Origin of the sequence: Corticicoccus populi (assembly GCF_042686195.1) — a bacterium.
In the GTDB taxonomy this organism is placed as follows: Bacteria; Bacillota; Bacilli; order Staphylococcales; family Salinicoccaceae; genus Corticicoccus; species Corticicoccus populi.
In genome coordinates, this window is record NZ_JBHUOQ010000001.1 from 762,705 (window position 1) to 777,950 (window position 15,246).

19 protein-coding genes are annotated in these 15,246 nt (G+C 39.0%); 8 read left to right on the plus strand and 11 right to left on the minus strand.

The window, feature by feature from the left end:
* Window positions 1-248 precede the first annotated feature (248 nt).
* Complete coding sequence (locus ACFSX4_RS03980) at window positions 249-1,016, plus strand: gluconate 2-dehydrogenase subunit 3 family protein (RefSeq protein ID WP_377771765.1); 768 nt, start codon at window positions 249-251, stop codon at window positions 1,014-1,016.
* Window positions 1,017-2,780: a GMC family oxidoreductase gene (locus tag ACFSX4_RS03985; protein ID WP_377771767.1), complete on the plus strand. Its 1,764-nt coding sequence runs from the start codon at window positions 1,017-1,019 to the stop codon at window positions 2,778-2,780. It begins immediately after the preceding gene.
* 62 nt (window positions 2,781-2,842) lie between these two features.
* Here the strand turns inward: ACFSX4_RS03985 and ACFSX4_RS03990 are convergent, their stop codons facing one another.
* The gene (locus tag ACFSX4_RS03990; protein WP_377771769.1) at window positions 2,843-3,025 is read right to left on the minus strand and encodes a PspC domain-containing protein; all 183 of its coding nucleotides are present in this window, start codon (window positions 3,023-3,025) and stop codon (window positions 2,843-2,845) included.
* Between the two features lie 124 nt (window positions 3,026-3,149).
* Here ACFSX4_RS03990 and ACFSX4_RS03995 point away from each other — a divergent pair, with 124 nt between their 5' ends.
* From ACFSX4_RS03995 to ACFSX4_RS04010, 4 genes are all read left to right on the plus strand, one after another.
* Window positions 3,150-3,572, plus strand: a complete 423-nt coding sequence (locus ACFSX4_RS03995) for a MarR family winged helix-turn-helix transcriptional regulator (RefSeq protein WP_377771771.1) — start codon at window positions 3,150-3,152, stop codon at window positions 3,570-3,572.
* A 30-nt stretch (window positions 3,573-3,602) separates the two neighbouring features.
* Window positions 3,603-4,097, plus strand: a complete 495-nt coding sequence (locus ACFSX4_RS04000) for a GNAT family N-acetyltransferase (RefSeq protein WP_377771773.1) — start codon at window positions 3,603-3,605, stop codon at window positions 4,095-4,097.
* Window positions 4,098-4,231: 134 nt separating this feature from the next.
* Window positions 4,232-4,696, plus strand: coding sequence for a DUF2975 domain-containing protein (locus ACFSX4_RS04005; protein WP_377771775.1), 465 nt, complete (start codon window positions 4,232-4,234; stop codon window positions 4,694-4,696).
* A 13-nt stretch (window positions 4,697-4,709) separates the two neighbouring features.
* A complete protein-coding gene (locus tag ACFSX4_RS04010) occupies window positions 4,710-4,919 on the plus strand; it encodes a helix-turn-helix domain-containing protein (RefSeq protein WP_377771777.1) in 210 nt (69 codons plus the stop codon).
* Between the two features lie 45 nt (window positions 4,920-4,964).
* Here the strand turns inward: ACFSX4_RS04010 and ACFSX4_RS04015 are convergent, their stop codons facing one another.
* From ACFSX4_RS04015 to ACFSX4_RS04025, 3 genes are all read right to left on the minus strand, one after another.
* Window positions 4,965-5,513, minus strand: a complete 549-nt coding sequence (locus ACFSX4_RS04015; RefSeq protein WP_377771779.1) for a DUF4256 domain-containing protein — start codon at window positions 5,511-5,513, stop codon at window positions 4,965-4,967.
* A gap of 66 nt (window positions 5,514-5,579) precedes the next feature.
* Window positions 5,580-5,738, minus strand: coding sequence for a hypothetical protein (locus ACFSX4_RS04020; RefSeq protein ID WP_377771781.1), 159 nt, complete (start codon window positions 5,736-5,738; stop codon window positions 5,580-5,582).
* A 120-nt stretch (window positions 5,739-5,858) separates the two neighbouring features.
* Window positions 5,859-6,062, minus strand: coding sequence for a hypothetical protein (locus tag ACFSX4_RS04025; protein WP_377771783.1), 204 nt, complete (start codon window positions 6,060-6,062; stop codon window positions 5,859-5,861).
* 216 nt (window positions 6,063-6,278) lie between these two features.
* Between ACFSX4_RS04025 and ACFSX4_RS04030 the strand changes: the two genes are divergently transcribed.
* Window positions 6,279-7,538, plus strand: coding sequence for an MFS transporter (locus tag ACFSX4_RS04030; protein ID WP_377771785.1), 1,260 nt, complete (start codon window positions 6,279-6,281; stop codon window positions 7,536-7,538).
* A 425-nt stretch (window positions 7,539-7,963) separates the two neighbouring features.
* Here the strand turns inward: ACFSX4_RS04030 and ACFSX4_RS04035 are convergent, their stop codons facing one another.
* The gene (locus ACFSX4_RS04035) at window positions 7,964-9,625 is read right to left on the minus strand and encodes an ABC transporter substrate-binding protein (protein WP_377771787.1); all 1,662 of its coding nucleotides are present in this window, start codon (window positions 9,623-9,625) and stop codon (window positions 7,964-7,966) included.
* A gap of 235 nt (window positions 9,626-9,860) precedes the next feature.
* Between ACFSX4_RS04035 and ACFSX4_RS04040 the strand changes: the two genes are divergently transcribed.
* On the plus strand, window positions 9,861-10,229 hold the full coding sequence (locus tag ACFSX4_RS04040) for a VOC family protein (protein WP_377771789.1): 369 nt from the start codon (window positions 9,861-9,863) through the stop codon (window positions 10,227-10,229).
* Window positions 10,230-10,280: 51 nt separating this feature from the next.
* Here ACFSX4_RS04040 and ACFSX4_RS04045 read toward each other — a convergent pair whose 3' ends face one another.
* From ACFSX4_RS04045 to ACFSX4_RS04070, 6 genes are all read right to left on the minus strand, one after another.
* Complete coding sequence (locus ACFSX4_RS04045) at window positions 10,281-11,219, minus strand: nucleoside hydrolase (protein WP_377771791.1); 939 nt, start codon at window positions 11,217-11,219, stop codon at window positions 10,281-10,283.
* Window positions 11,200-12,012: an energy-coupling factor ABC transporter ATP-binding protein gene (locus ACFSX4_RS04050; protein WP_377771793.1), complete on the minus strand. Its 813-nt coding sequence runs from the start codon at window positions 12,010-12,012 to the stop codon at window positions 11,200-11,202. The genes ACFSX4_RS04045 and ACFSX4_RS04050 overlap by 20 nt, the downstream gene beginning before the upstream one ends.
* A 2-nt stretch (window positions 12,013-12,014) precedes the next feature.
* Window positions 12,015-12,848, minus strand: coding sequence for an energy-coupling factor ABC transporter ATP-binding protein (locus ACFSX4_RS04055; protein ID WP_377771794.1), 834 nt, complete (start codon window positions 12,846-12,848; stop codon window positions 12,015-12,017).
* Window positions 12,845-13,585, minus strand: a complete 741-nt coding sequence (locus ACFSX4_RS04060) for an energy-coupling factor transporter transmembrane component T (RefSeq protein ID WP_377771796.1) — start codon at window positions 13,583-13,585, stop codon at window positions 12,845-12,847. Before ACFSX4_RS04060 ends, ACFSX4_RS04055 begins: the two co-directional genes overlap by 4 nt.
* Window positions 13,582-14,187, minus strand: a complete 606-nt coding sequence (locus tag ACFSX4_RS04065) for an ECF transporter S component (protein WP_377771798.1) — start codon at window positions 14,185-14,187, stop codon at window positions 13,582-13,584. Before ACFSX4_RS04065 ends, ACFSX4_RS04060 begins: the two co-directional genes overlap by 4 nt.
* A 108-nt stretch (window positions 14,188-14,295) precedes the next feature.
* On the minus strand, window positions 14,296-14,994 hold the full coding sequence (locus ACFSX4_RS04070; protein WP_377771800.1) for a Crp/Fnr family transcriptional regulator: 699 nt from the start codon (window positions 14,992-14,994) through the stop codon (window positions 14,296-14,298).
* Window positions 14,995-15,246: the final 252 nt, after the last annotated feature.

Consider the following 15,246-nt stretch of genomic DNA (forward strand, 5'->3'; position numbering starts at 1 on the left):
CAGCAATAACTTATCCTTAAAAATAATTCATAAAACCTTATTTCCATTTTTTTATTTCATTATGAAATGTAACAATACTCCAAAGACTGCCCATAACTTTTTATTATCTGCTGATATTTAATTATTTCAAATATTTATTTTTTCTATTCATTTAGTCAATATCATTAAATTTACAGATGATTGACATATTTCCGAAAACATATACCATTAAATTATATAATCTACCAATTTTTGAAAGGAGTAATATTATGTCTTCTGATAATCAAAAATTTTCAAGGCGTGACTTTTTAAAAACAACCGGTGCAGCGACCGGTGGAATTATAGGCGGGTCTTTACTCGGCGGCTTTGTGGGCTTCAAAATGGACAGTACTGACCTGCCGACAGAGGAAGCAAATGAAACTGCTTCTGAAACTGCCGAAGACATGAACATGGAAGCACGTACATTTTTCAGCCGCAGTGAAGACTTCAGAACGCTCGCTGCAGCTGTAGAAAGAATCTACCCCGAAGATGATAACGGTCCCGGCGCTGTTGAACTCGGCGTCCCCTACTTCATTGACAGGCAGCTGAACGGGCAGTGGGGCTCAAACAGTGACGACTATATGCAGGGTCCGTTTAATCCAGCTGCTTCTGAAACCCATGGTATTCAGGAAAGAATGAACCGTGGTGAGATGTTCTTAGCAGGCGTCAGACGTATTCAAGAGATTAGTATGGATGAACATGATGCGGAATTCACAAGTCTCGACGGCGGTCAGCAGGATGATATTCTCCGAAGCTTTGAAGCCGGTGATGTTGAAATCAAAGGTATGCGTTCAGAGTCATTTTTTGAGTTATTGAAAGAAACGACTATAGAAGGTGTTTATTCAGACCCCGTATACGGCGGCAATAAAGATATGATGGGCTGGAAGATGATTGAATACCCAGGTCCCCGTATGGGCTGGCTGAGTGAAGTACTGACAGATGAGTTTATGACATTGGAACCCCAAAATTTAAGAGACTATCAGGGTGGTGGCGTATAAATGGCTGAAGAACTGGACAGAGTGGAAGTTGTTGTTGTAGGTACAGGCTGGGCCGGCGGTATTGTCAGTGCAGAACTCGCTAAATCAGGAAGGAACGTTCTTGCACTGGAACGCGGCAGCAGGAAAGACCGTGAAGATTATGTCGGTGTTAAAGATGAACTGCGGTTTGACAACAGATTTGAAATGATGCAGAAATTATCAAGCGAGACTGTAACATCCAGAGTTGAACTTGATGACACAGCACTGCCAATCAGATCTAAAAAAGAGATGCAGATGGGAACTGATCTCGGCGGCGGCAGTGTACACTGGGCCGGGGCAACATACAGATACTGGCCCTATGACTTTGAATCATACAGTCAGACAGTTGAACGTTACGGTGAAGATAAAATCCCGGATGATATGACTTTGCAGGACTGGGGTATTACTTATGAGGAAATGGAACCTTATTACGAGAAATGGGAGTATACTGCCGGAATTTCCGGAGAACAGGATCCGCTCGCGCCTAAACGCGCAGCTCCCTGGCCGAATCCTCCCCTTGGCGAAACACCGGGATTAAAATTATTTAAAGAATCAGCAGAAAGTCTCGGGCTTCATCCATTTCAGCTCGCTGCTGGAAATTTATCGCAAAACTATGAAAACCCTGACGGTGAAACACTGAACCAGTGTATGTACTGTTCGTTCTGTACTAGAGCCGGGTGTGATTTTGATGCGAAATCAGATCCGCTCGCAACAGTCATTCCGACTGCTTTAAGACATGATAATTTCGAACTCAGAACCAATGCGTATGTCCGCCGTGTACTATATGATGAGGAAACAGAACGTGCCACCGGTGTATTGTATGTAGACGAAACAACAGGTGAAGAATTTGAACAGCCGGCGGATGTCGTTGTTCTGGCAGCCTTTGTATTCTCGAATAACCGCCTCCTGATGTTATCAGATATTGGAGAACAGTATAATCCGGAGGAACGGGAAGGTGTTATCGGACGGAATTTTACCGGTGAATTTTCATTTTCACATATCGGTACTAAGGGATTCTTCGAAGATAAAAAATTCAACCTCTACATGGGGGCTGGTGCACTCGGTGCTGTCGTCAATGATTATGCAGCTGACAACTTTGATCACACCGACCTCGATTTTCTCGGCGGCGGTGCGATTGAACTGAGACAGTACGGCTACGCCGCGCTCGCAAGCAGTGATAATGTTCCAGGTGATACACCTGAATGGGGACAGGAATATAAAGCACAGTCTTTAAAATATGCCTACCGGACACTTGAAATCTGGTACACTGGAGCGGCAATGCCATACTGGCACAATTATTTAGACCTTGACCCGACATATGTTGATGAGTACGGTGACCCCCTCCTCCGTGTCACATATAAATATACAGACCAGGAAAGAAATATTGCAGAATTCGGTGTCGCGAGATGTCATGAACTGATGGAAGCTATGGGTGCTGATATTATTGAAGATGATCCCATTCCGGATGAATTTGACCATGTATACTCAGGCGGCGGTTATGTCGGCGGTGTTGCCATGGGAGATGATCCTGAAACATCTGCGGTCAATAATTATCTGCAGATGTGGGATGTAGAGAACCTGTTTGTTGTCGGCGGTTCTGCTTTTCCCCACCGGGGCAGTCACTATCCGACTCCAACCATCGCAGCTCTCGGTTACCGGGCTGCTGAAGGAATAGAAATGTATCTGGTAGATGAAGGGCCGCTCGCCGAAGCCAATACACGCTCCAGAAATCGTGCCAACGTATAAAATTATACCGTTTCATACTAAAAGTCCGCATAAATACTGCGGACTTTTTTTGAATCAGAATACTATATATATCCATCATCAAATACAAAGTATAAAAGTGTAAAATACACAAACACTGAGACAGGTGTCGTAAATATAAATAACAGTCTCACTAAAATCGAAGGAATATTAAATTTCTCTGCGACTGCACCGGAGACACCGTAAAATATTCTGTCATCAGATGATGTTTTTATTTTACCGGCCACTGTTCTCCCCTCCTGTATTTATAATTATTACTAAATTTTCCCTTATTACTCATTCACTAAACCATTGTTGACAAAAGCCACAATAAAGATAAAATAAAATTATTCTTATTATTTGGAGCCTGTGATGAAGAAAAATGAAGTTGATGCAATCAGAGCGTTTAACAGAGAATACATTTTAATACTCGGTATTTTAAACAATAATATGAAAGACTTGGACTTCTCCTTGACCGAAGGACGGGTGTTGTTTGAAATTAATGCGGGAGAAAATATTATTGCCAATCAACTGGCTGTTAAACTGCAGCTCGACAGAAGCTATCTTAATCGTTTAATCAATAGGCTGTCGCATCTCAATTTAATTGAAAAAAAGAATTCCGAATCAGATCACAGAATTAAAATTCTAAACTTAACCGGTAAAGGGCATTCTGTCTTAAAAGAAATAAATTTGCAGAACGAAAAAATGACCGAAGAAATTTTTTCAAAATTTTCTCAGAATGAACTGCACGATATTATTCAAACAATGCATTTAATCACAAATAGACTGTTGTGAATACACTCAGTAAATAAGGAGAATACATTTATGAAACCATCATTTTTTATTGCACAGGAAACAGATCTGCCGGAAATTGTACGCATTTATAACCAGACTGTTTATACACGTCAATCTACTGCGGACCTTGAGCCGGTCAGTGTGGATGACAGACGCGAATGGTTCTTTCAGCATAATGAAGACCGCCGTCCACTCTGGATTATAAAACTCGGGGATAACATTGTCGGCTGGATCAGCTTGACTGACTTTTACGGAAGGATTGCCTACAGCAAAACAGCTGAAGTCAGCATCTATATTGATGAAAACTACAGGGGTAGACAGCTCGGTGTGAAAGCACTGGATTTTGTTGAATCATGTGTGAAAGATTTTAATATTGAAACAGTTCTCGCGTTTATATTCGGCCATAATCTGCCGAGCATATCATTATTTAAAAAATTCGGTTATGTGTCATGGGCACATCTTCCGGAGGTTGCAGAAATGGACGGGATAAAAAGAGATTTAGTGATACTCGGGAAAAAATATTAATCGTCTGTACTAAAATATAATCTTTTCATTTTATTAAATATCGGAAATTATTTATCGAAAAACAATATATATTTATTGTTTATTACAATTAATCATGGTAATATTATCTTCAAATAAAAAAGGAGATAATTCAAATGACGAAAACCATATTTTTAAGAATCACCTTGTGGATGATTGTCGGTGTAGCACTGTTATTCAGTACACTTCTCGGAGTTCAAATCATCACTGCTGAAAACCAGTTACTTATCGAAATGTATATTGCAGCTGCTGTTTTCTGGATTGATGTCCTGCTCGCTATATGGATTGCTTTAATATTGCACAAAATGCTCCGTCTGATTGACAAAAAAGAAATCTTTACAGAAACGACATTGCACTTGCTCCATACTATTCAAAAATTAACACTTTCAATTTCAATCGTTTCTATCGGCTTAATGCCGCTTTTTGTTAAAGCTGCACATCTGGATGACGCTCCGGGACTCGTCCTGTTTGGACTCGGTATTCTGTCCATACCATTTGCTGTGTTTGTATTTGTTTCTGTTCTTAAGGAACTGATGCATCAGGCGGTTAACATCCAAAAAGAAAATGAGCTAACAATATAGTGAGGGGAAAAATATGAAAATTATTGTGAACCTTGATGTCGTACTTGCTCAGAGGAAAATGAGCATGACTGAACTTGCCAGTGAAGTCGGCGTTACTATGGCAAATCTGTCAGTACTTAAAAATAATAAAGCAAAAGCCATTCGTTTTTCAACATTGGAAAAGATATGTGAAGTTTTAGACTGTCAGCCGGGGGATATCCTTGAATATCGTGCCGGTGACTGATTACACGCATTAAAGATATAAAGAAGACAGCCGCGGCTGTCTTCTTTATATCTTTAATCTGCCTCTGAATCCACGTGCACCGTAATATGAGTCTGCCCCGTTATGATATAAAAATACCGTATCATAGCGCCGGTCACAGAATAAAGCGCCGCCGAGACTCCGGACATCATCAGTGGTCAGCACCCAGCTGGATGTTTTCAAATCAAACGGTTCAATTGACTGAAGCTCACGGTATTCACTTTCTGTTAATAGTTCCACACCGATTTCACGGGCAAGGTCAACCGCAGAGTTGGCAGGCTTATGCTTTTTCCGCGCCTCAAGTGCCGCCCTGTCGTAACATATGCTCCGTCTACCTTTCGGACTCTCCTTCGAGAAATCTGCGAATACAAGATTTTCCCCGAGAAATACCACATCCGGTTCTCCACCAGTAATATCCATATTATAAAGTACACACAGCTGATTATCATTCAGCTTATTCTGAACATCCGTCCATTCAACACCTTCGTGACGCGCTGTATGTGTTTCAAAACGTGACTTCAGCTGATTCAGTAAAGTATCTTTTTCTTCTTCTGACAATGCCTGTTTTAATTCCATCAATCATCCACACCTTTCAAGATAAGTATATAAAATCCTTACAGGAAATACTACTGTATTAAGTTCTCAGCTGTTCACACGATCTAAAGCATTTAATATCAGTTCGGTTGACGCAGTGTTCGCAGGATTAATTTTTCTTCTTAGATCCAATGATTTTTCTGCATAAAATCTGGAACGGCTGTAATCACCCGTGTCAAAATACATCTTGGCCTGATGCTGGTACAAATATCCCTTCATCAAATCATTGTTATTCTCTTCACAGTGTTTTTCCGCCTGATGATATATACGTTCTGCGTAATTGAATTCTTCTCTCCAGTGATAAACTGCTGCTAACCTGATTAATGCCTAAGCATATTTCTCTGTTCCTTTACATCTCCCGGCAAATAAAAGCCCAGAATCACGTGCTTCATCAAATCTTCCTGTCATTCTTAAAAAAGAAACCACTTCCGGATTATCTGAGTTTTCTTCACACCACTTTTCAGTATACTTCTGATTAAGAATCAGCTCTCTCAAAGTATATTCATCAATTGTATATTCAGGATAATTCACTTCATCTCTCCTCAACCAGTCGTATTCATTTTATTCTAATCGATATCACGTATTTTTGAAAACAGACTCTCAAATCATACCTTTAAAATGAAAATATTATAAAACACTTGATATTTGTATTTACAAATCGTAATATTAAATTAAATCAATTTGTAAATGCAAATATAAGATTTAAAAATACAAATTGATAATATTATGATTAAGGGGATGAAACATATGGGCAAGATTAAGCCGTTTGTGAAAGAAAAAAATTTTTTAATTTTAATGACCGGGGTTTTTATTAATGAATTGGGAAGTGGGATTTACTTGATTGCAGGAATGCTGTTGGTTCTTGAATTGAGCGGCAGTGTACTCTACTCTGGGATAGCGGTATTCGCAACAACACTCCCAGGGGTACTTGGCTTTCTTATTGCGCCTCTCGCAAATTACATGAAATATAAAAACGGGCTGGTATCGAGTAACTTTATTAAAGCACTGTTGTTATTCACTATCCCGCTGATACATTATACTGTCGGTCTTGATGTATGGTATTTAATCGCTGTACTGTTCTTAAGCAGCTTGCTGTCACAGTTTACCTACCCGATTGAATCGACCATTCTTACGATTATTGCCGGTAAAGATAATGTTGTCGATGCAAATGCCTACTTACAGACTTTACGACAATCAATGGATTTTATATTTATCGGCAGTGCCGGCATTATTGTCGCATTGATTGGCAGTGTTAATGCACTAATGATTACTGGTGTCTGCATATTCCTCGTCGCTGTAACATATACATTCTTTACTTTTAAACAGCCTGCACAACCGGATAATCAGGATCCATCATTTAAAGGCACGTTAAAACAATACCCTAAGGACTTAAAGGGCGGTTTTATCTATATTAAAGGCTCTATCATTCCTAAAATGATTATATCTGCTGTAATCATCAATTTTTTAATGGTCATTATGACAACAAATATGCCCGCATTCTCATTAATTAAAGGTAATGGTAATGAAGCCATATACGGCTTTTACTTAGCCGCTTTATCACTCGGTATACTCGCTGGTACCATCATTTCCCCGAAATTAAAGCATATTGATTTTGGAAAAATGATTATATTCACTTATGCTGCGAGCGGTGTCATGTGGCTGGGTACAGCACTCCTTCCACTCATTCCTTCACTGATTTTGTTCAGTACAGGCGCAGTTTCAATCAGTATATTTAATATCCTGCTTATATCTTCTATTCAAAAGCAGGTGGAGACTCATTATATCGGACGCGTCATTACATTACTGACAAGTATAGCCACTATCGGTATGCCGATCGGTGCACTTGTCGGCGGAGTTATTGGGGATTCCTTTAGTCCTGTCATTACAGTAATCGTAGGCAGCATGGGGATGATTATATTCAGTATTTACTGGTTGAGCAGCTCCGTTTTGAGAAAACTGCCGAACATTGAAAAAGTAAATCTGTTTCCGGAAAGAGCAGCGGAATAACTGTTTGTCCTGCAGATTAAACTGACATTAATCATTTTTCTTTGAGACACACCACAGTTTTATTTTGTTATATGAATACTCCATCACATCAATGATTTTTTTGCTGATTAGATAAGAAATAATAATATTAAAAATAACAAAAATAATCATCATTAGAAATTGTGTTGCTCGTGAAGGGATTCCAAATAATTGATTCACTAAAAAAGCCCATAATTCCCAGATGAAATAGAAACAAAAGATAAAGAAAAGGATATTGAACAGGCCTTTCAGGATTTTCCTCATTGTATCACCTCAATGACCATTATATTTTTACATCATTTTCCTGATGGCTCTTATTTTTCTATATCCGTCCGTAAAATATTTAAACATCATATCAAAACCACCGCTGTGATGAAAACACGAGCGGTGGTTTTAATTCAGTGACCTTATTTAAATGAAACATCTTCCAGTCTGATATATCCTGCGGCATCAATGTTTACACCGTCCAGCTGATCCGTGTTAAATGCCAGCGTCATATTCGGATGACCAAGCGGCAGGTACGGTACTTCTTCACGGAGAAGATTATGAATTTTTGTATACTCTTCTAAGCGTACCTCATCTTCTGTTGCGCTTCTTGCTGATTCCAGCAGTCCATCCAGCGTTTCATTCTCATAGAATGCTCTGTTACCTCCGAAACCGGCATTAGTACTTAACGTCAGTGAACTCAGCAGATAATCTGCATCAACAGTGGACGCTGTGAAATCAAGCAGGAACATATCATGGCCGCCGTTACCAAGCATATCGAGAAATGCTGCAACTTCAAATTGTTCAATGCTGACGTTAATATTCAACTCACGGAGCTGTTCCTGAATATATACTGCAGAATCAATCAGTGCCTGTGTATCCTCAACCCAAAGTGTCGCATCAAAACCATCTGCTACATCTGTCTCTGACAGTGCTTCTTTCGCTTTATCAATATCCTGTTCAATCAGCGGCAGTTCTTCATTGTAGCCGAACACACTGGATGACACCATACTGTTTGGAATACTTGCCATTCCGTCATATATCCCCTGCTGCAGTGCTTCTCTGTCTATAGCAAAATCAATTGCCTGTCTGACTTTAACATCATCAAAAGGTGCTTTTTGAGTGTTAATCCCTAAATAATTTGTTCTTAGTGATTCCTCTTCGACCAGTTCTATGACATCATTACTGTTGATTCTGTCCATCATTGACATATCAACAGGTGTTGTCAAATTAACACCGCCTGATTCAAGTTCGGCCATCATGGAACCTGCTTCCGGAATCACCTGGAACGTTAAGTTATCAACGACACTGTCCCCTCTGTAATCTTCAAATCTTGAGAAAACAATGTTCTCACCCGGTGCTCTTGATTCAAACTGAACATAGTTGGTGCCGTCAGGTTCATTAGTAATATGCTCTCCTGTATACTCAGCAATCTGTTCAGACACTTCCTGGAATTCGTCACCCCCTGCTTCCCTGAGTGAATAGTACTCGTCGAGCGTAACCTCCGATTCAGCAAGATCAAGCGCATTTTGGTAATCTGCATCAATACTTTCCTTACTCATTATACTTGCCGCTGCATGGGCAAGGTTATTCGGAAGCGGTGCAAAAGGATAAGATGTCGTAATCTTCACCTCATAATCATTCACAACCTCTACACTCTCAATCATTTCAAAAAGAAATTTTGTCGGTGCACTGACACTCGGATCCACTACTCTGTCAAGAGACGCCTTAACATCTTCTGCAGTAAAGTCTGAACCATTATGGAATGTGACACCTTCAGTAAGTTTGAATGTCCATATATTCTCATCATCCTGTGTCCATTCAGTGGCGAGCCCCGGCTTATATGACATATCAAGTTCTCTGTCCACAAGTCTCTCAAATAAAAATCGTCTGACTTGAATTGCATTCACATCATTCGTACCGTGCGGATCGATTGTTGATATATCCTGATTAAATCCAATCACAATATCCCCAGTCTTTTCCCCGTCCGTACCTTCACCCTCAGTATTGACCTGGCTGTCATCTGTGCAGCCTGCCATTACTAAAAGCATCATGAGAAATAAAAACAATAATCCTTTACGCATATCATCATCTCCTGTTGTTCATTTTAAATATCTGAATATTAAAATTATACAGTTAATTATCATGAAAAACCAGCTGACAAAGGATTAATATACGAAATATTTTTATCCGCCCCCTTTAAAGTAAATATATTCTTTTATTTACTAAATGCTTCCTTTTAGTTTATAATAAATTTAGAATAACTTATATAAAATTGAATAATTAATAAGTTAAATTTATATTTAGGATGTGATTATTTTGTCATTTGAATTTACAGATTTTGATCATATTCAACTCGCAGCTCCGCCTCAAGACGAAGCAAAAGCCCGTGAATTTTTTGCCGGAATTTTAAATCTTAAAGAGATACCCAAGCCCGATAATCTGGCAAAAAGAGGCGGTGTGTGGTTTAAAGTCGGAGATAAAGAACTTCATATCGGAATTGAAGACCCTTTTTCACCAGCCAAAAAAGCACACCCTGCTTTTGCAGTAGATGATATTGAAGATTTAAAAATACAGCTCAGAAAAAATAATATCCCTGTTCATGAAGATACGCCGCTTCAAGGTGCAGAGAGATTCTATACACATGATCCTTTCGGAAACAAAATTGAATTTATTGAGCGTAAATAATTATTAACCCCTCCATGCACGAAGGGGTTTATTCGTCTCCATTTTTATGATTCAGCCTTCGGAACGGGAATCTAATAATTCTAATGCCTCTGTCAACAAAGCAACAAAATCTTTTCTGTTTACATCTGTCAGCACATACGTATTTCCCGATTGTTTAGTATGTCTTCTTTTATCAATGTATGTCATACCTCTTGCATCACTGTCATCCGTGATAACTTCTACATCATGCTTACTGCCTGTAAAAATTTCTGGTTTCAATATATAAGCAACCGCACACAAGTCATGTACAGGACTATTGATAAAACCGAACTGTCTGCCGGATTGGTTATAAAAATCGAGGAGTTGATACGCAAGATGCGACACCTTTCCTTTGTTTTTTAAAGAGTGGATTTCATCGACAGTAATTTCAGCCTGTTCAGTAACATCCAGTCCGGACATCACTACAGGGATACCGGAATTAAAAACAATATCCGCCGCTTCAGGATCTACATAAATATTAAATTCCGCCAGTGCTGTAACATTTCCGTGAGAAATCCCCCCGCCCATAATACTGATGAAATCAATTTTTTCTTTAATTTCTGGAAATGATTTCAGAAGCAGCGCAATATTCGTCAAAGGTCCCAGTCCGACAAGTACGACTTTATCCTCAGCAGAAACAATAGACTGATACATATGTTGAACCGCATGTCCTCTTTCAACCGGATAATGATTATCGCCAAAATACGGTCCATCCATACCGGAATCCCCATGAGCCTCGGGTGCTGTATTCAATTCCTTAACGAGCGGTCTCTCTTCCCCCTTGACGAGTGGAATGCGGGCATCAATAAAGGACAATACGTTTTGTGCATTTTTAGTGACTTTATCCAATGTCTGATTACCCCCGATTGTGGATACACCTAGTATATTCACTTCATCAGGGTGCGCAGCGGCAGTCAATATTGCAAGCGCATCATCATGTCCGGGGTCACAGTCAATCCATAGTTGTTTCATGATGCCGTACCTCCAGTAATTCTTCAATTGTTATAATATCTTTATGTCCCAGCAACCCTGCCAGCTGACAAATATACGGCTGTTTTAAATCGCTGAAAGAAAGCAGTTCTTCATCCCAGAATATTTCTTTCGGTGTTCCCTCTTTACGTTTCTGTTTATCTGCAAGTACAATGACCCGTTCAAATTCAGAAGCAACAAATTCCATATCATGCGTAATAGTAATGACTGTTTTATTATTCTGTGTCAGTTCCTTAATAATCTCTCCAAGTCTTTGAATAGAGCCTCTATCCTGACCGGCAGTCGGTTCGTCTAAAATAATGACATTTGGATTCATTGCAGTAACAGCCGCAATCGTTATAAATTTCCTTTTAGAATAAGGCAGATTATAGGGATGTTCTTCTAAATCATTTTCAAGTCCGCATAATAATGCCGCTTCTTTTACAATCCTGTTGATATCGTCTTTTTTTAATTTCTTCTTCTTCAAACCAAATGCAATTTCTTTATAAATGGTATCCTGAAATATCTGTTCATCCGGATTTTGAAATACATAACCGACGTATTGAGACACTTCTGCTGTTGTCATTGACGCTATACTCTTTCCTTCCAGCAATACAAGGCCTTCAGACGGCCTCAATAATCCATTCATCATCTTTACAGCAGTAGTTTTTCCCGCTCCATTCTGTCCAACGACAGCAGCTGATTCACCCAGTTCAAAATCAAGGTTTAAATTCTTCACTGCTTCATGACCATTTGGATACGAATAGCTGACTTCCTTCAACGATAAGTAAGACATGACTATTCACTCCCTTCCAGCATTTGATATGCAGCTTCTACTGTTAACGGAATGTTTGCATTGTTCAGTTCTGACTGAAGGAAATACAGGACAATCTGTGGAAGTCCTGCCCCGTATTTGAGCACTTTTTCATCAGATAGTATATCTTTAGTTTTTCCCTGCATCACCATTTCGCCCCCGCTTAACAAAAATATTTCATCACAGTACTCCGCGAGCAGATCCACTTTATGTTCCACCAGAAAAATAGTTTTCCCCTGTTTTTTCAAATGCTCCACTACTTTAAAAATATCTTCTGTACTTTTAGGATCAAGCTGTGATGTCGGTTCGTCCAGAATAATGATTTTCGGATCAAGTGCCGTTACTGACGCCAGCGCTACACGCTGTTTTTGACCGCCGGAAAGTTCGAACGGATTTTCATTTATAAGTTCTTCTAAGTTAAACAGTGCTGCCAGTTCATTGACACGAGCTGTCATCTGTTCTCTCGAAATTCCTAAGTTCTCCATACCGTATGCAATTTCCTCAAAAACAGTTTCTTTAACTCCCGAAATTTGAGTAAACGGATTTTGAAAAGAATAACCGATTTCAGATGCCAGATCTCCAATATTATATTCGGCGATATCTTTTCCTTTATATAATATTTCTCCCGTCAATTCTCCTTTATAGAGCTCCGGTATAAATCCCCGCATAATATTGCATAAGGTTGTTTTCCCCGATTCATTGGCTCCGATCACACCGTAAACTTTCCCCTCCTTTAAATCGAAAGAAATATGTTTTACTGCTTTTTCCGCTTCCAGAGGGTACTGGTAACTGACGTTTCGTAATGATAAAATACTCATCCGTTATTCCTCCAAATCACATACAGTATAAATACTAAAACACATAATCCAAAAATGAGATAATCCGTTGTACTCTTACTTATTTCATGAATGGAAGTTTTTTTATTTTTAGAAGAGAAACCCCTCGATTCCAATGTTAAGACCCGCTCTTCGGTTTGTTGAATTGAAGAGAGCACCAGAGGTCCGAGCATAGGTAAAAATGCTTTCATCCGAACAAACAGCGACCCTTCCGTTTCAATCCCTCTTGATTTTTGTGCATCAGAAATAGTTTTCGATAATTTTGTCATTTGAGGAATCAGCTGAATTGTCGATGCAACCACGAAAGTCACTTTTTTCGAGATATTCACTCTTTCCAATGCAAGAATAATATCCTTAACACTTGTAACTTGAAAGAACCATATAATCACTGAGCTGATTGCAGCGATTCGTGTGGAAATATCAATACTGACTGCAAGTCCAGTCTCAGAGTAGCTGATAAAAGCCCATAATTGTGATGAATCTTCATTGTTCACGATAAACACCTGAATAATGAAGATAAACAGTACAATCAACGCAATTGACTTTAAAAATGTGCTCAGAAACTTCGACAATGTTTTTGAGATGGCGGACAGTACTATAACGACCCCAAATAAAACCAGTTGAAAAATATAGTCAGGTGTAAACATGCTGAGTACAATGATCAGCAGAACAATTAAAAACTTTGTCGATGGGTAAAGATGCCAAATTACATTATTCATGATTTAATGGCCCCTTTCTTAATAAATTGTCCACCGTAGTTCAATTTAATTAAGAACCTGTCAGGTATTCTGTGAACAATCAGCAGTCCGACTGCAACATTAATTACAGTATTAGCTGTACCGGTAATCAGGTTGGTAGATATTACAGAACGCCATAATTCCTGTCCTGCTGCTAAAAACGCTGCTGTAACTAAATCAGTTCCAGCCCCTGTCACACCGCCAAATAACAAGACTGTCACAACAGCTGCTGTAGATGCTGAAAGAACGGTCAAAACAATCACTGATAATATAATGCCGAAAATATTCCTGAATAAACCCCATCTGGAGAAAAAACCTGCAGCAAGACCAATGCTCATAGAGACCAGCCCATAAGGAATCGCAATAGGATTAATCATACCGTTTACCACATTGGCCAATAAGCCTGTAATGAGCCCTACCCACGGTCCTGCAATTAAAGAAACCAGAATTGTTCCAATCTGGTCTATAATTAGCGGGAGTTTTAATATTGTCGACAATTGATAGCCCACAACATTCAAAGAAACACCGACCGGAATCAGCAAAAGCGCCAAAAGCGAGAAATCATACTTCAAACCTCTCTTCATTTCATAACCTCCTGAATTTGATGAAACGCTTACATTTATGATTTCTAAGTTTACTCGACTTTTCCATCTGCTGAAAGGACATCTGTCCTCTTCCTGGTCTTTAAAAAATTAATGCAGGTTTTTTCGTATTTTTTCAACATGCGGATAATCCAGCATCACCTTTTTCTTTCCATACATTATCTCCCCGCTGTTTTTCAATGACTGAATACTTCTGCCAACTGTCCGGACACTGATTCCGAGCTCAAATGCAATGTCCTGATACTTGCTTTTCACTTCTACTGCAGCAGTTCCTCCGCTGTTTTTATCAAAATACTGTATGAGATAGTGTCTTACTCTGTCTATACCTCTGTAGCGGTAAAGCAGCCCCTCATTGCCTGAAGTTGTATATAAGTCTTGCGACAACAGCACTGAACACCTTCTCAGCAGTGAAGGATCATTCATTATTTTTTGATATATCAAATATGAAGGAATTTTAACCGCAGTCATTTCAGTTAAGGATGTAACAGTAGAAATATAAGCCTCTCTTCTCCCGAGAACTTCCAAAAGACCTAAGTTACCATCCGACTGGTCCACTTGAAAATAGACATACTCATTCCCATCTTCATACGCCCGTTTTCCTCTCGCAATCCCTTCTTTGATAAATAAAATATCAGATGGAAATTCCCCTTCTTCCACTAAAATCTCACCCGCTTCATATTTGACTGTTTCACCATTTTGTTCTAAAAAATCATGGATAACAGAAAAATTAAAGGTCGTTTCCTCAGAATACTTTTCCCAATGCATTTTCAGAGATCTTTTCTTATCCATAAATACCTGTCCCCTTTAATTCTTGTCATTTTCCAAATCAAAAATTTATCTGTTTCAGTAAAATGTTGTATATGGTTATAAATTTAAAATTTAAATCACACACTTCGCTCCTGCTTAAGACATTTAAATATAAGTATATTAATATACTTATATTAGAAAATGCCGTCCGAATAAAATATACCTGTGTATTTTTAATAAGTCTTTTAATGTTTTATTGATTCCCATTGTGAATCTATTATTAGAAACAGCAGA